The following is a 19,885-nucleotide window of genomic DNA, read 5'->3' as shown; positions in this document are numbered from 1 at the left end:
TCTAGGGGGGCGGGCCCCCGAACGGGTTACTTCTTGCCGCCGCCGAGGATCTGGCCCAAGAGGTCGCCCAGACCGCCGCCGTCCGCCGCGGCCGGGGTGGTGCCGGGGGCCGCGCCCGGGGTGCCAGCGGCCTTGCCGGCGGCCGCGCGCTTGGCGAAGACGGCCAGCAGGACCGGGATCAGCAGCTCGATGACCCGGGCGATGGTGGGGGCGGGGATGCCGGTCTTCTTCGAGAGGGCGTTGGCCACGGGCTTGCTCACCTTGGCCAGCACCCCGGCCATCATTCCGCCGCCGAGCATGCCGCCGAGGCCGCCGCCGAGGGTGGCCACGCCCTGCAGCGGCGGCTCGGCCACCTCCGCGAAGGCCTGGCGCACCTCCACGCCGTCGTCGTCATCGGCGCCGGCCTTCTGCCTGAGGTCGCCGGTCAGCGCGCCGACCGTCTGCGCGACGGTGTCCCGGGCGCCGGCGGTGTCGGTTTCGAGGAGTCCGGCGATCTCGGTCAGCTTCTCGTCGTCGAGCTCTTGGAGCACGTCGTCCTGGAATGAGGATTCGCTCATGCCGGAAACGCTACTTGTGTGATGATTTGGCGGCACCTTGAGTAGGCATCCGGTAACGGAAAAGTAAAGCTGTGACTCCGGATGCAACCCTGCGGGGGTATCGCGGGTCGTATGTTGCGTCGGTGCTTCCGGGGAGGGATCTGGGGGGATCGGGAAGTCCGACACGGGAGGGGTAACCGTGAGGGGGTCCGGCCGCGAGGCGGGACCCCCTTCGCGCTGTCCACAGGCCTGACGCGTTGTCGGCGCGGCCCGGTAGTTTCGGGGCATGGCAACAGACGGGGCACGGGTGGTTCCGGTGCAACTGGCGGTGGTCGAGGGGGTGCTCGAGCGCATCACCTACGCCAACGAGGAGAGCGGGTACACGGTCGCCCGTGTCGACACCGGCCGCGGCAGCGGTGACCTGCTCACCGTGGTCGGCTCGCTGCTGGGCGCGCAGCCGGGCGAATCGCTGCGCATGGAGGGCCGCTGGGGCTCCCACGCGCAGTACGGCAGGCAGTTCACCGTGGAGAACTACAAGACCGTGCTGCCCGCGACCATCCAGGGCATCCGCCGGTATCTCGGGTCGGGTCTGATCAAGGGCATCGGGCCGAAGATCGCCGACCGCATCGTGGAGCACTTCGGGACGGACACCCTCGACGTCATCGAGGCCGAGCCGAAGCGGCTGATCGAGGTGCCCGGGCTCGGGCCCAAGCGGACGAAGCTGATCGGCGCCGCCTGGGAGGAGCAGAAGGCCATCAAGGAGGTCATGGTCTTCCTCCAGGGCGTCGGCGTCTCCACCTCCATCGCGGTCCGCATCTACAAGAAGTACGGGGACGCCTCCATCTCGGTGGTGAAGAACCAGCCGTACCGGCTCGCCGCCGACGTCTGGGGCATCGGGTTCCTCACCGCCGACCGGATCGCCCAGGCCGTCGGCATCCCGCACGACAGCCCCGAGCGGGTGAAGGCCGGCCTCCAGTACGCGCTGTCCCAGTCCACCGACCAGGGGCACTGCTTCCTGCCCGAGGACCGCCTCATCGCCGACGGGGTCAAGCTGCTCCAGGTGGACACCGGGCTGGTGATCGACTGCCTGGCCGAGCTCGCCGCCGACCCGGAAGGGGTCGTACGGGAGCCCGTACCGGATCCGCAGGGCGGGCCGGACCCGCTGACCGCGGTGTACCTGGTGCCCTTCCACCGGGCCGAGCTGTCGCTGGTGGGGCAGGTGCGCCGGCTCCTGAACGCCGAGGACGACCGGATGCCGGCGTTCCGGGACGTGGACTGGGACAAGGCGCTGGGCTGGCTCGCCGGGCGGACCGGAGCCACCCTCGCCCCCGAGCAGCGGGACGCGGTCCGGCTCGCGCTGACCCGCAAGGTCGCCGTCATGACCGGCGGTCCCGGCTGCGGAAAGTCCTTCACCGTGCGCTCGATCGTCGAGCTGGCCCGGGCGAAGAAGGCCAAGGTGGTGCTGGCCGCGCCCACCGGCCGGGCGGCGAAGCGGCTGTCCGAGCTGACCGGGGCCGAGGCCTCCACGGTGCACCGGCTGCTGGAGCTCAAGCCGGGCGGAGACGCGGCGTACGACCGGGAACGGCCGCTGGACGCGGACCTGGTCGTGGTCGACGAGGCCTCGATGCTCGACCTGCTGCTCGCCAACAAGCTGGTCAAGGCGGTGGCGCCGGGGGCGCACCTGCTGCTGGTCGGCGATGTGGACCAGCTGCCCTCGGTCGGCGCCGGGGAGGTGCTGCGGGACCTGCTGGCCGAGGGCGGTCCGGTGCCCGCGGTCCGCCTCACCCGGATCTTCCGGCAGGCCCAGCAGTCGGGGGTGGTCACCAACGCCCACCGGATCAACACCGGGCTGCCGCCGATCACGGACGGGCTCCCGGACTTCTTCCTCTTCGCGGAGGAGGACACCGAGGCGGCCGGGGTGCTCGCCGTGGATGTGGCGGCGCGCAGGATTCCGGCCAGGTTCGGGCTCGACCCGCGGCGGGACGTCCAGGTGCTCGCGCCCATGCACCGCGGCCCGGCCGGCGCCGGGAACCTCAACGGGCTGCTCCAGCAGGCGATGACGCCGGCCCGGCCGAACCTGCCGGAGAAGCGGTTCGGCGGCCGGGTCTTCCGGGTCGGCGACAAGGTGACCCAGGTCCGCAACAACTACGACAAGGGCGCGAACGGCGTCTTCAACGGCACGGTCGGCGTGGTCACCGGGCTCGACGTGGACGAACAGCGCCTGACGGTGCGTACGGAGGAGGACGAGGAGATCGGGTACGAGTTCGCGGAGCTCGACGAGCTGGCCCACGCGTACGCCGTCACCATCCACCGTTCACAGGGGAGTGAATATCCCGCGGTCGTGATCCCGGTCACCACCGGGGCCTGGATGATGCTCCAGCGCAACTTGCTCTACACGGCGGTGACCAGGGCGAAGAAACTGGTCGTCCTCGTCGGGTCCCGCAAGGCCCTCGGCCAGGCGGTGCGTACCGTTTCCGCAGGCAGGAGGTACACGGCGGTCGCGCCCAGGCTGTCCGGCCGGATACCGGTGGGAAACATCACCTAGATGATCGATCATTTGGGGTTCCACCACCGGTGCGGAGGGGGCAGGATGAGCAGCTTGACGGCACTCAGTGCCGTCAAAAGCACCAAAGGCCGACCCCGAGTGCACTCTCCTGCGCCAAATGGGGGAAGGTAGAGGCAGTCAGGGCACCTCGAAGAAGAGGCACTACGTCGGTGAGGGATGACGTGAGCGACAACTCTGTAGTACTCCGGTACGCGGACGGTGAATACACCTACCCGGTGGTCGAGAGCACCGTCGGTGACCAGGGCTTCGACATCTCGAAGCTGCGGGCCCAGACCGGGCTCGTCACCTTGGACAGTGGCTACGGCAACACCGCGGCCTACAAGTCCGCGATCACCTACCTCGACGGTGAGCAGGGCATCCTGCGTTACCGCGGCTACCCGATCGAGCAGCTGGCCGAGCGTTCGACCTTCATCGAGGTCGCGTACCTGCTGATCAACGGCGAGCTGCCGACCGTCGACCAGCTCGCGTCGTTCCGCAACGAGATCACCCAGCACACGCTGCTCCACGAGGACGTGAAGCGCTTCTACGACGGCTTCCCGCGTGACGCGCACCCGATGGCGATGCTGTCCTCCGTGGTCAGCGCGCTGTCGACGTTCTACCAGGACAGCCACAACCCGTTCGACGAGAAGCAGCGCCACCTCTCGACGATCCGGCTGCTGGCCAAGCTCCCGACGATCGCGGCCTACGCCTACAAGAAGTCGGTCGGCCACCCGGTGGTCTACCCGCGCAACGACCTCGGCTACGTCGAGAACTTCCTGCGCATGACCTTCTCCGTGCCGGCCCAGGAGTACGACCTGGACCCGGTCGTGGTCTCGGCGCTCGACAAGCTGCTGATCCTGCACGCGGACCACGAGCAGAACTGCTCCACCTCCACCGTGCGTTTGGTCGGCTCCTCGCAGGCGAACATGTTCGCCTCGATCTCCGCCGGCATCTCGGCCCTGTGGGGTCCGCTGCACGGTGGCGCCAACCAGTCCGTCCTCGAGATGCTGGAAGGCATCAAGAACGACGGCGGCGACGTCGACGCCTTCATCCGCAAGGTGAAGAACAAGGAAGACGGCGTCCGCCTCATGGGCTTCGGACACCGCGTCTACAAGAGCTTCGACCCCCGGGCGAAGATCATCAAGGCCGCGGCGCACGACGTCCTCTCGGCGCTCGGCAAGAGCGACGAGCTGCTCGACATCGCGCTCAAGCTGGAAGAGCACGCGCTGGCCGACGAGTACTTCGTCTCGCGCAACCTCTACCCGAACGTGGACTTCTACACCGGTCTGATCTACCGGGCCATGGGCTTCCCGACCGAGATGTTCACCGTGCTCTTCGCGATCGGCCGGCTCCCCGGCTGGATCGCCCAGTGGCACGAGATGATCAAGGAGCCGGGATCCCGCATCGGCCGCCCGCGCCAGATCTACACGGGCGAGGTCCTGCGCGACTTCGTGCCCGTCGAGTCCCGCTGAACAGAGTTTCGCTGAACCGAGGTTCGCTGACCGAGTCCCGCTGACCCGAGGCTCTCCACCGCGCGGCGTGCGGCCGCGCGGGCAGCACCGCAGGTAACCCCCAGGCGTACGAAAAGCGCCCCGCCGTCGATCCCCCCACGGGTCGGCGGTCGGGGCGCTTTCCTTTTCCCCGAAACGGATTCCCCCCACGGGACCCGAGTCGGGGCGTCAGTGTGCCGGGACCCGTTCTGATCGGGAGGGCCGCTCAAAGCCTCCCGCGGGCACGTGTCCCGGCCGGCTGATGCCACGGAAGTCCCCCAGGGCTTCCGTTAAACGTCCCCCAAGACGTTCTTGGCATCGCCCCATTAGACCCATGACGACCCCGGATGGTTACGTTGCGGTCACTGTGATCTGCGTCTCCCGTGAAGAAACTGTGTGCGTGGTGCGGAGGAGATCCACTAGCGGAAGGAGCGCAACCGGAGGCTGTTGGTCACCACGAAGACCGAGGAGAAGGCCATCGCGGCCCCCGCGATCATCGGGTTGAGCAGGCCGGCGGCGGCCAGCGGCAGGGCCGCCACGTTGTATCCGAAGGCCCAGAAGAGATTGCCCTTGATGATGGCCAGGGTCCGGCGGGAGAGCCGGATCGCGTCCGCCGCCACCCGCAGGTCGCCCCGTACGAGGGTCAGGTCCCCCGCCTCGATGGCCGCGTCGGTACCGGTGCCCATGGCCAGCCCCAGGTCCGCCTGGGCCAGCGCCGCCGCGTCGTTGACCCCGTCGCCGACCATGGCGACCGTACGGCCCTGCGCCTGCAGGCGGCGTACGACGTCCACCTTGTCCTGCGGGAGCACCTCGGCGATCACCTCGTCGATGCCCACCTCGCGGGCCACCGTCTCGGCGACGGCCTTGTTGTCGCCGGTCAGCAGGACCGGGGTGAGGCCCAGCGCCCGCAGCCGGGCGACCGCCTCGGCGCTGGTCTCCTTGACCGCGTCGGCCACGGTCAGCACCCCGCGCGCCGCCCCGTCCCAGGCCACCAGGACCGCGGTGCCGCCCTCGGCCTCGGCGGCCGCCCTGGCCGCGGCGAGCCCGGCCGGCAGCACGATCGACCAGTCGGCGAGGAGCCGTTCGCGGCCCACCAGCACGGCGTGTCCGTCGACGACGCCCTGGACGCCGAGGCCGGCGAGGTTCTCGAAGCCCTCCGGGACCGGCAGGGCGCCGGCCCTCTCGGCCGCCGCGGTGGCGATGGCCCGGGCGATCGGGTGCTCCGAGGCGTGCTCCAGGGACCCGGCCAGGCGCAGGAGTTCGCGCTCGTCGACGCCCTCGGCGGCGTGGACGCCGGTGAGGGTCATCCGGCCGGTGGTGACGGTGCCGGTCTTGTCCAGGACGACGGTGTCCACGCGGCGGGTGGACTCCAGCACCTCGGGTCCCTTGATCAGGATGCCGAGCTGCGCGCCCCGCCCGGTGCCGACCATCAGCGCGGTCGGGGTGGCCAGGCCCAGCGCGCAGGGGCAGGCGATGATCAGGACGGCCACGGCGGCGGTGAAGGCGGCGGTGGGGTCGTCGGTGATCAGCATCCAGCTGACCCAGGTGCCGAGCGCGAGGACCAGTACGACGGGCACGAAGATCCCGGAGATCCGGTCGGCGAGGCGCTGCACCTCGGCCTTGCCGTTCTGGGCCTCTTCCACCATCCGGGCCATCCGGGCCAGTTGGGTGTCGGCGCCGACGCGGGTGGCCTCGACGACCAGCCGCCCGGAGGCGTTGACGGTGGCTCCGGTGACGGAGTCCCCGACGGACACCTCCACGGGGACGGACTCGCCGGTCAGCATGGAGGCGTCCACGGCGGAACTGCCCTCGACGACCGTGCCGTCGGTGGCGATCTTCTCGCCGGGACGGACGACGAAGCGGTCGCCGGCCGTGAGTGCGCCCACCGGGATGAGGACCTCCCGGCCCGCGCGCAGGACGGTGACGTCCTTCGCGCCGAGCTCCAGCAGGGCCTTGAGGGCAGCGCCCGCCTTCCGCTTGGAGCGGGCCTCCAGGTAGCGGCCGAGCAGGATGAAGCCGACGACGCCGGCGGCGACCTCCAGGTAGAGGGCCGAGGAGCCGTCCGTACGGGAGATGGTGAGGTCGAAGCCGTGCCGCATGCCCGGCATCCCGGCGTGGCCGAAGAACAGGGCCCACAGCGACCAGGTGAAGGCGGCCAGCGTGCCGACCGAGACCAGGGTGTCCATGGTGGCGGCGCCGTGCCGGGCGTTGGTCCAGGCGGCCTTGTGGAAGGGGAGGCCGCCCCAGACGACGACGGGGGCGGCGAGGGTCAGCGAGAGCCACTGCCAGTTGTCGAACTGCAGGGCCGGAACCATCGACAGCAGGATGACGGGCAGGGCGAGGGCGGCGGAGACCAGCAGCCGCTGGCGCAGCGCGGACAGTGCCGGGTCGGGGGCCTCGGCCTGCGCCTGCCCCTGCGCTCCTGCCGCGTCCTCCGCGGGGGCCGGGGCCGGGGCGGGCGGCGGGGGCTCCTCGGCGGTGTAGCCGGTCTTGACGACGGTCGCGATCAGGTCCGCGACCCGCACGTCACCGGTGTAGGAGACGCGGGCCTTCTCGGTGGCGTAGTTCACCGTGGCCTCGACGCCGTCCATCCGGTTGAGCTTCTTCTCGATGCGGGCCGCGCAGGAGGCGCAGGTCATCCCGCCGATCGAGAGTTCGACCGCCGTTATCGGTCCGTCGTGCACTGTGCTGCTCATGTTCCGGCTCCAGGGGGATGGCCGGGCCGTACGGGACCAGTATGAGCTGGCCGGCACGGCCCGGCAGGGTACCGCGGGTGCCGGAGTGGTGCGGGCTGCCGCGGGTGCTGCCGAAGGAGGGGGAGCTCAGACCTGTCCGGCGAACTCGTAGCCGGCCTCGTCCACGGCGGCGCGGACGTCCTCGTCGGCGAGCGGGGCGGCGGAGACCACGGTGACCTCGCCGGTCGCGGCGACGGCCTTGACCGTGCTGACGCCCTCGAGGGCGGAGATCTCGTTGGTCACCGCGCCCTCGCAGTGGCCGCAGGTCATGCCGGTCACCCGGTAGACGGTGGTGGTCTGGGTGTCCGTCTCGGCGGTCATGTCGTTCTCCTCTTCAGGGGCGTGTCCGGTCACCGGGAGGTGTGGCCGATGAGTCCACGGTGCTCCCGACTCTTCGAGACTATACCCCTGGGGGGTATGAAAGCGAGCCTCGACACCCAGCGCGTCGGTCGAAGCGGTCGGATTCAGCCGGAGTGGGGCGTGGTGATCATCGGGTCGAGGTAGCGCAGCAGGACGGTCTTCAGCTCCGCGATGTACGCCTCGCGCTCGGCACCCTCGTGGACCAGGATCAGGTCCAGTGAGGCCTTGAAGATGCCCAGGATCATGTTCGAGGTGTGGGCGAGCTCGGCGGGCGAGGACTCCGGGCAGAAGGCGTGCAGCACGCTCTCGATCCGGCCGAGCAGGCTGGAGTGCAGCTTCCAGTGCTCCTGGTCGATGGCGCCCGGAATGCCGGAGCCGTGCATGAGCGCCCAGAAGGCCGGGTTCTCGCAGTTGAAGGCGATGACCGGGTCCAGGACGGCGTCCAGCAGCTCCGGCAGCGGCCGCTGGAGGTTCTCGGGCAGGAAGGCCTGCCCGTGCATCTCGTGGGCCTGCTGGAGCAGCTGCCCGCCGAGCTCGACCGCGATGGCCTCCTTGTTCGGGAAGAACTGGTAGAGCGTGCCGGGCGAGACGCCGGCCTCGCGGGCGATGGCGTTGGTGCTGGCCGCGGCGTAGCCCGTACGGCAGAACACCCCGGCGGCGGCGGCCAGGAGCTGCGAGACGCGGCGCTCACCCCGTGCCTGGCGGCGGCGCGGTGCGGCGCCTTCACCGGCCCCACTGGTCTCACCGGTTCCACCGGTTTCGGCTGCTTTGCCCTTAGGTGTCCCCGGCATTCCAATCCCTTGCTTCCCGTGGGCGATTGACAAACGCGAGTGGTCGCTCGCATTCTGGTGAAACGCGAGCGACTGCTCGTGTTTGCCAGTCTATGTGGCCTGGCAATCACGGTGAAGGGGACACCGAGTGATGTCCGAAGTCAAGAATCCGCCGTCGTCCGGGGAGAGCGGCAGGTGGACCCGGTTCGTCACGGCCCGGCCGCGGCTCTCGCTGCTGCTCGCCCTGGTGGTCACGGCCCTGGCCGTGTTCGCGGGCGGCGGCGCCGCCGAACGGATGGGCAGTGGCGGCTGGGAGGACCCGGGCGCCCAGTCCACCTACGCGGCCGAGGCCCTGGAGCGCGAGTTCCCGGCCTCCCAGCCCAATCTGCTGCTGCTCGTCGATGCCGGCCCGGGAACCGCCGGGGTGGACGACCCCGCCGTCGCGGCCGAGGCGGAGCGGCTGACGGCGCGGCTCGCCACCGAGCAGGGAGTCGTCGGCGTCGGCTCGTACTGGCGCACGCAGCTGCCCGCCCTGCGCTCCGAGGACGGCCGGCAGGCCCTCATCGCCGCCCGGGTCCTCGGCGACGAGAAGACCACCACCGCGGTGCTGGACCGGATAGACCCGCACTACCGGGGTGAGCGCGGCCCGGTGCGGGTCTCCTTCGGCGGGCCGGTCGCGGTCCAGCGCGAGGTGACCACCACCATCCAGGAGGACCTGCTGCGCGCCGAGATGATCGCGCTGCCGGTCACCCTCGTCCTGCTCATCCTCGTCTTCGGCAGCGCCGTCGCCGCCCTGCTGCCCCTCGGCGTCGGCATCGTGGCCATCCTCGGCACCAACGCGGTGCTGCGCGGCCTCACCGAGTTCACCGACGTCTCCGTCTTCGCCCAGAACCTGACCACCGCGCTGGGGCTCGGGCTCGCCATCGACTACGCCCTGTTCATCGTCCGCCGGTTCCGCGAGGAGCTCGCCGCCGGACGTGATCCGGTGGCCGCCGTCGGGGCCACCCTGCGCACCGCCGGGCGCACCGTGCTGTTCTCGGCGCTGACCGTCGCGGTCTCGCTCTCGGCGATGCTCTTCTTCCCGATGTACTTCCTGCGCTCCTTCGCCTACGCCGGCGTGGCGGTGGTCCTGCTCGCCGCGGGGGCCGCGCTGATCCTGCTTCCGGCGGCCCTGGTGCTGCTCGGCGAGCGGGTCAACTCCCTGGACCTGCGCAGGCTGTGGCGGCGCGGGCGGCCGGCCGGGGTCCCGGCCTCGGTCGAACCGGGGCGGGGCTGGGCGCGCGCGGCCCATCTGGTGATGCGCCGGGCTCCCGTCTTCGCGGTGGCCACGACGGCCGGACTGCTGCTCCTCGGACTGCCCTTCCTCGGCGTGAAGTTCGGCACGGTGGACGACCGGCAGCTGCCGAAGACCGCGGAGTCGCATGTGGTCCAGCAGCAGATCCGGGACTCCTTCCCGGGCAGCCCCGGCGGAACGCTCACCGTCCTCACCGAGGACGCCGCCGGGCCCGCCGAGCTCGCCGCCTACCGGGAACGCCTGGCCCTCCTGCCAGGGGTGGTCCGGGTCGACGGGCCGGTGAGTTCCACGAACACCGCGCGGTACGCCTACTTCTCGCTCACCACCGAAGGCGAGGCGGTGGGGCAGCAGGCCCAGGACCTGGTCGGCGAGGTGCGCGAGGTGGACGCGGACTTCCGGACCTCCGTGACCGGAGAGGCGGCACGGCTCGTCGACTCGCAGAAGGCGATAGCCGGGAAGCTGCCCCTGTCGCTGGCCGTGGTGGTGCTCGCCACGCTGCTGCTGGTGTTCCTGCTCACCGGGAGCGTGCTCATACCGATCCAGGCGGTCCTGCTCAACGCCCTGAGCCTGACCGCGATGTTCGGGGCGGTGGTGTGGGTCTTCCAGGAGGGCAACCTCTCCGGACTGCTCTCCTTCACCTCCACCGGCGACATCGAGACCAACCTGCCGGTCCTGATGTTCTGCATCGCCTTCGGACTCTCGATGGACTACGGGGTGTTCCTCATATCCCGGATCAAGGAGGAGTACGACCGGACCGGGGACCACGAGGGGGCCGTGCGCACCGGACTGGCCCGCACCGGCGGGCTGATCACCGCGGCGGCCGTGATCCTGGCCGTGGTGATGGTGGCCATCGGCACCTCGCGCGTGACCAACACCAAGATGCTGGGGCTCGGGATCGCGCTGGCGGTGCTGATGGACGCCATGGTCGTACGCAGCCTCCTCGTCCCGGCGGTCATGAAGCTGACCGGGAAGGCCACCTGGTGGGCGCCGGGCCCCCTGCGCAGGCTGCACGAGCGGTTCGGACTGAGCGAGGGGGAGTCCCTGCCGACGGCGGCCGAGCCGAAGGCGGAGCCGGACTCGAAGCCGGACTCGAAGGCGGAGTCGGAGTCGGATCCCGAGGCGGAGAGGGTGCCCGCAGGGACCGCCTAGCCGGCGGCCGGGGGTGCGGGGCGGGGCCAGGGTGGCCCCGCCCCGCACCGGGGAGGTGTCAGTCCTCGCGGCGCCCCCGGTTGCCGGGGCGGCGGGCCACCCAGGCCCGGACGGTGTCGGCGTACCAGTACGGCTTGCCGGCCTCCACATGGTCGGGCGGGGGGAGCAGGCCGTGTTTGCGGTAGGAGCGCACGGTGTCCGGCTGGACCCGGATGTGAGCGGCGATCTCTTTGTACGACCACAGCTGTCGGTCGCTCATGCGGGACACCTCCTTGTCCACACGGCAGGGGCGGCCGGGAGGCCGTCGGGGGAGCCGACGCGTGGACAGTGACGATCACTGACGATCACTCGGGTTCTGCCCGGGGAACGACGTGGAGTGACGGCAGGGGAGGGGCTGTCGACCGGCTGTGACGGAAAACCCGCGTAATGCGGATATGCGTGACACAAGGGTGACCCCTGTGACAGATGCGGCACAGGGGTCGGTTGCGGGGCAGGGCGGCGGTCAGCGGTACAGGGCCGGCCGTTCCGTCAGCTCCACGAGGGTGCGTACGCCGCTGCGCGCGGCCGCGAGGCCCGCCTCCGAGACGGCGGCCGCCGCATAGCCGTCCCAGGCGTCCGGACCCGCCACCCGGCCGCGCGCGGCCGCGGCCACCCAGCGCCGCAGCTGCCGGTCGTAGGCGTCGGCGAAGCGCACCGTGAAGTCCTGGACGATCTCGCCGCCCCACCGGCCCGCCGACTGGACCACCATCGCGTGGCCGTCGCCGATCCGGGCGCTGCCCGCCTCGCCGACCGCCTCGCACTGCACCTGGTAGCCGAAACCGCAGTTGACGAAGATCTCCACATCGACGACGGCCCCGCCGGAGGTCTCCAGCAGCACCATCCGGGGATCCTGCAGCCCCTCGGGGGCGGCCGCCGTGGGCCGGGGGGAGAGCACGGTCACCGCGGTGATCTCCTGCCCCAGCAGCCAGCGCGCCGCGTCCACCTCGTGCACCACCGAATCGCTGATGAGCATGTCGCTGGTGAAGAAGGACGGCGAGGAGGCGTTGCGGTGCCGGCAGTGCAGGAAGAGGGGGCGCCCGATCCCGCCCGTGTCCAGCAGCTCCTTCAGCCGCTCGTACTCCGCGTCGAACCGCCGCATGAACCCCACCTGCACCAGCCGCCGGCCCAGCCGCCGTTCGGCCTCCATGACGCGCAGGGCCCCCGCCGGGTCCGGGGTCAGCGGCTTCTCGCACAGCACCGGCAGCTCCCGTTCCAGAGCGTGCAGGATCGCTTCCTCGTGGGCGGGCCCCGGGGAGGCGATCAGTACGGCCTCGACCCCCGGCGCGGCTATGGCGGCCGCCGGATCGGTGTGCGCGCTCACCCCGTCGAGGGCGCCCGCGACCTCCTTGACCCGGTCCCCGTCCGGATCGGCCACGGCCACCACCCGGGCCCCGCCCACGGTCCGCCCGATCCGGCGCACGTGGTCGGCGCCCATCTTCCCGGTGCCGATGACGGCGATGCCGAGCGTGTTGGTCATGTCGTGTTCCCTCCGGGAGTCAGCGGGCGCCGCAGGAGCGCAGGTAGGCGCGGGTGCGCCGGGCGATCGGCAGCGGCTGGTCGGGCGGACACGGGTACATGTCCTGCTCCACGATGGCGAAGAGGTCCACGTCCAGCCGCTGGGCCGCCGCCAGTACGGGTTCCAGCGCGGGCACCCCCGACGGCGGCTCGCACATCACCCCGCGGCCCACGGCCGGACCGAAGGGCAGCTCCTCCGCGAGGACTTCGGCGAGGATCCGCGGGTCCACCTGCTTCAGGTGGAGGTAGCCGATCCGCTCGGCGAACGTCTCGATCGCCCGGACGCTGTCGCCGCCGCAGTACGCGTAGTGCCCGGTGTCCAGGCAGAGTGAGACGAGACCGGGATCGGTCGCGTCCAGGAAGCGGGCCACGTTCTCCGGGGTGTCGATGTGGGTGTCGGCGTGCGGGTGGACGACGATCCGCAGCCCGTACCGGTCCTGGACCTCCCGGCCCAGCCGCTCGGTCTGGGAGGTCAGTTCACGCCATTGGGCCGGGGTCAGGACGCGGTCCTCCCGTACCTCCCCGGTCTTGTCGTCCCGCCAGAAGGAGGGGATGACGACGAGATGGGCCGCGCCCATGGCCTGGGTCAGCGCCGCGATCCGCGACACGTGCTCCCAGGTGTCCTCCCACACGGCGGGCCCGTGATGGAGTCCGGTGAAGACGGTTCCGGCCGAGACCCGCAGTCCGCGCTTGGCCGTTTCCTCGGCGAGTCGGGCGGGATCGGTGGGCAGATAGCCGTAGGGGCCGAGCTCGATCCACTCGTACCCCGCGTCGGCGACCTCGTCGAGGAAACGCTCCCAAGGGGTCTGCCGGGGGTCGTCGGGAAACCAGACACCCCAGGAGTCCGGAGCCGAACCGATGCGGATACGGGTCAACGCGGGCGGGGAGGACGTCATAGCGGCCACCTTAGGCGGGAGACGAGGGAGACGAGTGGGAGGAGTGACTGTGACCGGCACCGGCGATCCGTCCGCGTTCGACCTGATCACGATGGGCCGTATCGGGGTGGATCTCTACCCGTTGACGACCGGCGTACCACTGGCCGAGGCGGAGACCTTCGGGAAGTTCCTGGGCGGCTCCCCGGCCAACGTGGCCGTCGCGGCCGCCCGGCTCGGACGGCGGGTGGCGGTGATCACCCGGACCGGCGCGGACCCCTTCGGCACGTATCTGCGCTCCGAACTGCGGGGGTTCGGGGTGGACGACCGGTGGGCGACCGAGGTGGCCGGCCTGCCCACGCCGATCACCTTCTGCGAGATCTTCCCGCCGGACCACTTCCCGCTGTACTTCTACCGGCTGCCGAAGGCCCCGGACCTGGAGATCGCCCCGGACGAGGTGGACCTGGAGGCGGTACGGGCGGCCCGCGTGTTCTGGATGACGGGCACCGGCCTGAGCGAGGAGCCCTCGCGGGCGGCGACGCTGGCGGCGCTGGAGGCCAGGGCGGGCGCCGGGGCCGGGGCCGGGACTACGGTGTTCGACCTGGACTGGCGGCCGATGCTGTGGCGGGAGAAACCCGGGCCGTACTACGAGCGGGCGCTGGAGTCGGCGACGGTGGCCGTCGGGAACGCCGAGGAGTGCGAGATCGCCACGGGCGAGTCCGAGCCCTACGCGGCGGCGCGGGCGCTGCTCGCCGCCGGGGTGGAACTGGCCGTGGTCAAACGGGGCCCGGAGGGCGTGCTGGCCGTCCACCGCGACGGGACGGTGGCGGAGGTGCCGCCGGTTCCCGTCCGGGTGGTGAACGGGCTCGGGGCGGGGGACGCGTTCGGGGGCGCGCTGTGCCACGGGTTGTTGGCGGGGTGGGAACTGGGCCGCGTCGTGCGGTACGCGAACGCGGCGGGGGCGATCGTCGCCTCGCGGCTGGCGTGCTCGACCGCGATGCCGTTCTCTCACGAGGTGGAGGAGGTGTTGGGGCGTGCCGGTGGTGTCTGAGTGGGGGATGTCCTGGACGAGGCTGGCCGTGCTCGAACTGGCGCCGGGGGAGGTGTACGCGCACGAGTGCGGGGAGTCGGAGTGGATCGTGCTCCCGCTCGCGGGCGGCTGCGAGGTCCGTTCCCGGGGCTCCGCCCCAGACCCCGCGCCTCAAACGCCGGCGGGGCTGGAACACCGGGGCGGAGCCCCCGACACTCAACCGGAGGTGTTCGAACTGCGGGGGCGTCCGGGGGTGTTCGCCGGAGCCACCGACTTCGCGTACCTGCCCCGGGACGCGCACGCGGAGATCCGCTCGGCCGCCGGCGGGCGCTTCGCGCTCGCGGGGGCCCGGTGCCGGCGGCGGCTCCCCGCTCGGTACGGCCCCGCCGGCGGGGTGCCCGTGGAGCTGCGTGGCGCGGGCCGGTGCTCCCGGCAGGTCAACAACTTCGCGGCGGCCGACGCGTTCCCCGCCGACCGGCTGATCGCCGTAGAGGTGCTCACCCCCGGCGGGAACTGGTCCTCGTACCCGCCCCACAAGCACGACGAGCACCACCCCGGCGAGGAGTCCCGCTTGGAGGAGATCTACTACTTCGAGATCGCCCCGCACGGGAACACCCCCGGGTTCGGCTACCAGCGGGTCTCGCCTTCCCCCGCCGGGAAGACCGACGTCCTCGCCGAGGTGCGGACCGGGGACGCCGTGCTGATCCCCGACGGCTGGCACGGGCCGTCCGTCGCCGCCCCCGGGCACGACATGTACTACCTGAACGTGATGGCCGGGCCGGGCGAGACCCGGGAGTGGCTGATCCGGGACCACCCCGACCACGGCTGGATCCGCGGCAGCTGGGACGGTCAGGACATCGACCCCCGGCTCCCCTTCCCCTCCGAGGAGGCCACCCGGTGAGGCTCACCGTCGCCCAGGCGCTCGTACGGTTCCTGGCCCGCCAGTACACCGAGCGCGACGGCCACAGGCAGCGCCTGATCGCCGCCACCTGGGGCATCTTCGGGCACGGGAACGTCGCCGGGATCGGGCAGGCGCTGCTGGAGGCCGGGCCGGACGCCATGCCCTTCCTCCAGGGGCGCAACGAGCAGGCCATGGTGCACGCCGCCGTCGGGTACGCCCGCCAGCGCGGCCGGCTCTCGGCCCACGCCGTCACCACCTCCATTGGACCCGGCGCCACCAACCTCGTCACCGGCGCCGCCCTCGCCACGATCAACCGGATCCCGGTGCTCCTGCTGCCCGGGGACACCTTCGCGACCCGGCCCGCCGATCCCGTGCTCCAGCAGCTGGAGGTCCCCTACGCGGGGGACCTGTCGGTCAACGACACCCTGCGGCCCGTCTCTCGCCACTTCGACCGGATCTCCCGCCCCGAGGCCCTGATCCCGGCCGCCCTCCAGGCCGTACGGGTGCTGACCGATCCCGTCCTGACCGGAGCCGTCACCCTGGCGCTGCCGCAGGACGTGCAGGCGGAGGCGTACGACTGGCCCGAGGAGTTCTTCGCCGAGCGCGTGTGGGGCGTACGGCGCCCCCGGCCCGACCGCGCGGAGCTCGCCGCGGCCGCCGGGGCCGTACGGGGCTCCGCGCGCCCCCTGATCGTCGCCGGCGGCGGGATCCGGCACAGCGGGGCCCAGGCAGCCCTCGCCGCCTTCGCCGACGCCACCGGGATCCCGGTGGCCGTCACCCAGGCGGGCAAGGGCGTGCTCCCGTACGACCACCCGGCCGAGGTGGGCGGGATCGGCCACACCGGCACCGCCACCGCCGACGAGCTGGCCCGGGAGGCCGATCTGGTGATCGCCGCCGGGACCCGGCTGACCGATTTCACCACCGCCTCCGCGACCCTGTTCCAGAATCCGGCCGTCCGGTTCATCGGCCTCAACCTGGACCCGTACGACGCCCACAAACTCGCCGCCCGCCCGCTGGTCGCCGACGCGCGCGAGGGGCTCGACGAGCTCCGGGAGGCGGTCGCCGGGTACCGGGTGGACCCCGCGTACGAGAGCGCGTACGCCCGGCGCAAGGGCGCGTGGGAGGGCCGCGTCGACCAGGCGTACGCCGTGTCCGCGGCCGACGAGGACCTCCCGCCCACCCAGGCACAGGTGCTCGGGCTGCTCGACGGGCTGGTCGACGGCACCGACGTCCTGGTCAACGCGGCCGGATCGCTCCCCGGCGACCTGCACAAGCTGTGGCGGGCCCGGTCCGCGGACCAGTACCACGTGGAGTACGGGTACTCCTGCATGGGCTACGAGATCCCGGCCGCGATCGGCGTGGGCATGGCCGCGCCCGGCCGGCCGGTGTGGGCGCTGGTCGGCGACGGGACGTACCTGATGAACCCGACCGAGATCGTCACGGCCGTCCAGGAGGGGATCCCGATCAAGGTTGTGGTCCTCGACAACCACGGCTACGCCTCCATCGGCGGCCTGTCGGGGGCGGTCGGCGGCGAGGGCTTCGGCACCGGATACCGCTTCCGGGCGCCCGACGCCTCGTACACGGGGGACCCCCTTCCGGTGGACCTGGCGGCCAACGCGGCTTCCCTCGGAATGGCCGTGATCCGCGCCCGCACCGTACGTGACCTGCGCGAAGCCCTCGCCGAGGCCCGCTCGGCGACGCGTCCCACATGTGTCTACACACAGACCCGAACGCCCGACACTGTGTCGGGCCCACCCCCGGCACAGGCGTGGTGGGATGTTCCTGTGGCCGAGACCGCGACCCGCAAGGCGGCGGCCCAGGCCCGTGAAGAGTACGACCGGCAAGCCGCTCAGCGACGTCGCCATCTGTGAAGGAGCAAGGCAATGAAGACCGTCAACCACTGGATCGGTGGCAAGACCGTCGAGGGCGCGTCGGGCAACTACGGCCCGGTCACCGACCCGGCCACCGGCGAGGTCACCACGCAGGTCGCGCTCGCCTCGGCCGAGGAGGTCGACGCGGCGGTACAGGTCGCCAAGGAGGCCTACCTGAGCTGGGGCCAGTCCTCGCTGGCCGCCCGCACCAAGGTGCTGTTCGCCTACCGCGCCCTGCTGGACGCCAACCGCGACGCCATCGCCGAGCTGATCACCGCCGAGCACGGCAAGGTCCACTCCGACGCGCTGGGCGAGGTCGCGCGCGGCCTGGAGATCGTCGAGCTGGCCTGTGGGATCACCACCCAGCTCAAGGGCGAGCTGTCCACCTCGGTCTCCAACCGGGTCGACGTCTCCGCCATCCGCCAGCCGCTCGGCGTCGTCGCCGGCATCACCCCCTTCAACTTCCCGGCGATGGTGCCGATGTGGATGTTCCCGCTGGCCGTGGCCTGCGGAAACACCTTCATCCTCAAGCCGAGCGAGAAGGACCCGTCGGCCTCCAACAAGCTGGCCGAGCTGGCGACCGAGGCCGGTCTGCCGGCGGGCGTGCTGAACGTGGTCCACGGTGACAAGGTCGCCGTCGACGCGCTGCTGGCCCACCCCGACATCGCGGCCGTCTCCTTCGTCGGTTCGACCCCGATCGCCCGCCACATCCACACCACCGCCTCCGCCAACGGCAAGCGCGTGCAGGCGCTGGGCGGCGCCAAGAACCACATGCTGGTGCTCCCGGACGCCGACCTGGACGCGGCCGCCGACGCGGCGGTCTCCGCCGCCTACGGCTCGGCCGGCGAGCGCTGCATGGCGATCTCGGCGGTCGTGGCCGTCGGCGCCATCGCCGACACCCTCGTCGACAAGATCCGCGAGCGCGCCGAGAAGATCAAGATCGGCCCCGGCAACGACCCGACCTCCGAGATGGGCCCGCTCATCACGGCCGCCCACCGCGACAAGGTCGCCTCGTACGTCAAGGGCGCGGCCGCCCAGGGCGCCGACGTGGTCCTGGACGGCACCGGCTACACGGTCGAGGGCAACGAGAACGGCCACTGGATCGGCCTCTCCCTGCTCGACAACGTGAAGACCGACTCCGACGCCTACCGCGACGAGATCTTCGGACCGGTGCTGTGCGTGCTGCGCACGGAGACCTACGAGGAGGGCGTGGCGCTCATCAACGCCTCGCCGTTCGGCAACGGCACCGCGATCTTCACCCGCGACGGCGGCGCCGCCCGCCGCTTCCAGCTGGAGATCCAGGCCGGCATGGTCGGCGTCAACGTCCCGATCCCGGTGCCGGTGGGCTACCACTCCTTCGGTGGCTGGAAGGACTCGCTCTTCGGCGACCACCACATCTACGGGAACGACGGCATCCACTTCTACACCCGCGGCAAGGTCGTCACGACCCGCTGGCCGGACCCCTCGGACGCGCCGGCCGGCGTGGACCTGGGCTTCCCCCGCAACCACTGACCGCTGATCGCGCGCAAGCGCCGTAGGCCCGGCTCGCCCCCCGCACACCTCACCGCGGGGGGCGAGCCGCGTTTCAGAGCTGCGACCAGACGTCCTTCGCCGCCCCCGTGCCCCAGACCGCGTCGCCGTGGCCGTAGCCCGGGACCACCGTGAAGGCGACGCGGTCGTTGCCGGCCGCGCGGATCAGCTCCGCGCCGCGCGGCTGGTCACCGCGGCCCAGTTCGGTGTTGACCCAGGCCACCTCGGCGCGGATCCGGTCCCAGGCGATCCCGTACGTGGCGTCGTCGCCCGCCCAGACCGCGGCGAGGTCCCGCATCAGCGCGGTCGGCAGGAGCCCGCTCCCGAGGGCGGCGGTGGCCGCGTGCCAGGTGGCCAGCGGGGTGTGGGTGAGGGCGAACCGGTCCTCGGCCGGGCCGGCGCCGAAGGTGTAGGTCCCGGCGCTGTGACCCTGGGCGTAGATCCAGTTCGCCGGCCCCGGGAGGGCGGCCGTGCGGATCAGCGCGAAGTGGGCGAGCCCGGCGTGGGTGAAGCGCCGGGTCGGGTCCGGCGGCCAGGGCGCCGGGGAGACGCCGTCCGGATCGGCCACCGCCTTGGCGATCACGGCCGCGAGCCCCGGATCGACGACGTGGCCGCCCTGCGCGAGCTGCGTGGCGTACGCGTCCCGGGTGTCGGCCGCGCGCTCCGCCAGATCACCGGTGTACGGGCCGGTGGTGTCCAGGACCAGCACCCGGCGCAGCCGCGGCGAGGTGTCGTGCGAGGCCGCGTCCAGGGCGAGGGCGGCCCCGGCGGAATGCCCGGCGTACTGGTAGGGCAGCCCCAGTACGGAGTCCAGCGCGTCCACCACCCGGGCCAGGTCCCGGCGGTGCGCCGCGAGCCCCCAGTCGGCGGTGATGTCGGCGGCGGCCGCCGCGTCCTCGCGCGGGGTGACCCCGACCACGAGCAGGCCGCGGCGGCGCAGTGCGTGCGCGAGGTTGCGGTCGTCCGGGCCGCCCGGGGTGAAGAACTCCGCCGCGAAGTTCAGCCCGCCGCCGGGCAGCAGGTACGCGATCCCCCGCGGCGCCCGTGTGGTGTCCGCGATCACGTCCACCGTGACGGGGGCCGGGCCGCCGTCGTCGAGCGGGAGGGTGAGCCGGATCCAGCCGTCGCCCGGCACGTAGACGGCGGTGCCCGTGCCCAGCGCGCGCTCGATGCGGGTCAGCAGACCCGTTCCCTTGGCCGCGTCGCCGTGCTGTCGTTCCATCGAAGGTGCCTCCCCGCCCCAGGGTG

Annotated in this window: 15 protein-coding genes; 7 read left to right on the top strand and 8 right to left on the bottom strand. The window is 72.0% G+C overall.

Going from position 1 to position 19,885, the window contains the following annotated elements; genetic code table 11:
- Positions 1-26 precede the first annotated feature (26 nt).
- Positions 27-557, bottom strand: a complete 531-nt coding sequence (locus tag ACFYZ4_RS23115; RefSeq protein WP_351301426.1) for a DUF937 domain-containing protein — start codon at positions 555-557, stop codon at positions 27-29.
- A gap of 265 nt (positions 558-822) precedes the next feature.
- Here ACFYZ4_RS23115 and ACFYZ4_RS23110 point away from each other — a divergent pair, with 265 nt between their 5' ends.
- Together ACFYZ4_RS23110 and ACFYZ4_RS23105 are read left to right on the top strand one after the other, a co-directional pair.
- Positions 823-3,081 (top strand): ATP-dependent RecD-like DNA helicase, encoded by a 2,259-nt coding sequence (locus ACFYZ4_RS23110; RefSeq protein ID WP_351301423.1) that lies wholly within the window; start codon positions 823-825, stop codon positions 3,079-3,081.
- 182 nt (positions 3,082-3,263) lie between these two features.
- Positions 3,264-4,553 (top strand): citrate synthase, encoded by a 1,290-nt coding sequence (locus ACFYZ4_RS23105; protein ID WP_267718657.1) that lies wholly within the window; start codon positions 3,264-3,266, stop codon positions 4,551-4,553.
- 437 nt (positions 4,554-4,990) lie between these two features.
- On the opposite strand, the gene ACFYZ4_RS23100 is transcribed toward ACFYZ4_RS23105, so the two are convergent.
- From ACFYZ4_RS23100 to ACFYZ4_RS23090, 3 genes are all read right to left on the bottom strand, one after another.
- Positions 4,991-7,267: a heavy metal translocating P-type ATPase gene (locus tag ACFYZ4_RS23100; RefSeq protein ID WP_390784711.1), complete on the bottom strand. Its 2,277-nt coding sequence runs from the start codon at positions 7,265-7,267 to the stop codon at positions 4,991-4,993.
- Positions 7,268-7,393: 126 nt separating this feature from the next.
- The gene (locus ACFYZ4_RS23095; protein WP_351301417.1) at positions 7,394-7,627 is read right to left on the bottom strand and encodes a heavy-metal-associated domain-containing protein; all 234 of its coding nucleotides are present in this window, start codon (positions 7,625-7,627) and stop codon (positions 7,394-7,396) included.
- Between the two features lie 143 nt (positions 7,628-7,770).
- The gene (locus tag ACFYZ4_RS23090) at positions 7,771-8,457 is read right to left on the bottom strand and encodes a TetR/AcrR family transcriptional regulator (protein WP_351301414.1); all 687 of its coding nucleotides are present in this window, start codon (positions 8,455-8,457) and stop codon (positions 7,771-7,773) included.
- 130 nt (positions 8,458-8,587) lie between these two features.
- On the opposite strand from ACFYZ4_RS23090, the gene ACFYZ4_RS23085 reads away from it, so the two are divergent.
- On the top strand, positions 8,588-10,879 hold the full coding sequence (locus ACFYZ4_RS23085; RefSeq protein WP_390784710.1) for an MMPL family transporter: 2,292 nt from the start codon (positions 8,588-8,590) through the stop codon (positions 10,877-10,879).
- Positions 10,880-10,937: 58 nt separating this feature from the next.
- On the opposite strand, the gene ACFYZ4_RS23080 is transcribed toward ACFYZ4_RS23085, so the two are convergent.
- The 3 genes from ACFYZ4_RS23080 to ACFYZ4_RS23070 form a co-directional block, all read right to left on the bottom strand.
- On the bottom strand, positions 10,938-11,138 hold the full coding sequence (locus ACFYZ4_RS23080; RefSeq protein WP_351301408.1) for a MerR family transcriptional regulator: 201 nt from the start codon (positions 11,136-11,138) through the stop codon (positions 10,938-10,940).
- Positions 11,139-11,381: 243 nt separating this feature from the next.
- Entirely contained in the window at positions 11,382-12,395 is a 1,014-nt protein-coding gene (locus ACFYZ4_RS23075) for a Gfo/Idh/MocA family oxidoreductase (protein ID WP_351301405.1), read from the bottom strand.
- 19 nt (positions 12,396-12,414) lie between these two features.
- Positions 12,415-13,329 carry a sugar phosphate isomerase/epimerase family protein gene (locus ACFYZ4_RS23070; protein WP_384351585.1) on the bottom strand — a complete coding sequence of 305 codons (915 nt, stop codon included), beginning with the start codon at positions 13,327-13,329 and terminating at the stop codon, positions 12,415-12,417.
- A gap of 49 nt (positions 13,330-13,378) precedes the next feature.
- Here ACFYZ4_RS23070 and iolC point away from each other — a divergent pair, with 49 nt between their 5' ends.
- From iolC to ACFYZ4_RS23050, 4 genes are read left to right on the top strand one after another with little or no spacing between them, the layout of a single operon-like run.
- Positions 13,379-14,356, top strand: a complete 978-nt coding sequence (iolC, locus tag ACFYZ4_RS23065; RefSeq protein ID WP_351301399.1) for a 5-dehydro-2-deoxygluconokinase — start codon at positions 13,379-13,381, stop codon at positions 14,354-14,356.
- A gap of 7 nt (positions 14,357-14,363) precedes the next feature.
- The gene (iolB, locus tag ACFYZ4_RS23060; RefSeq protein ID WP_390784799.1) at positions 14,364-15,236 is read left to right on the top strand and encodes a 5-deoxy-glucuronate isomerase; all 873 of its coding nucleotides are present in this window, start codon (positions 14,364-14,366) and stop codon (positions 15,234-15,236) included.
- Positions 15,233-17,107, top strand: coding sequence for a 3D-(3,5/4)-trihydroxycyclohexane-1,2-dione acylhydrolase (decyclizing) (gene iolD, locus ACFYZ4_RS23055; RefSeq protein ID WP_390784709.1), 1,875 nt, complete (start codon positions 15,233-15,235; stop codon positions 17,105-17,107). Before iolB ends, iolD begins: the two co-directional genes overlap by 4 nt.
- A 12-nt stretch (positions 17,108-17,119) precedes the next feature.
- The gene (locus ACFYZ4_RS23050) at positions 17,120-18,619 is read left to right on the top strand and encodes a CoA-acylating methylmalonate-semialdehyde dehydrogenase (protein WP_351304742.1); all 1,500 of its coding nucleotides are present in this window, start codon (positions 17,120-17,122) and stop codon (positions 18,617-18,619) included.
- Positions 18,620-18,692: 73 nt separating this feature from the next.
- On the opposite strand, the gene ACFYZ4_RS23045 is transcribed toward ACFYZ4_RS23050, so the two are convergent.
- Positions 18,693-19,859 carry a hypothetical protein gene (locus ACFYZ4_RS23045; RefSeq protein ID WP_390784708.1) on the bottom strand — a complete coding sequence of 389 codons (1,167 nt, stop codon included), beginning with the start codon at positions 19,857-19,859 and terminating at the stop codon, positions 18,693-18,695.
- Between the last annotated feature and the right edge of the window lie 26 nt (positions 19,860-19,885).

It is taken from the genome of Streptomyces sp. NPDC001513, assembly GCF_042894695.1.
Classification (GTDB): Bacteria; Actinomycetota; Actinomycetes; order Streptomycetales; family Streptomycetaceae; genus Streptomyces.
Note: the sequence above shows the minus strand (reverse complement) of the source record. Positions and strands in the feature narration are given on the sequence as shown.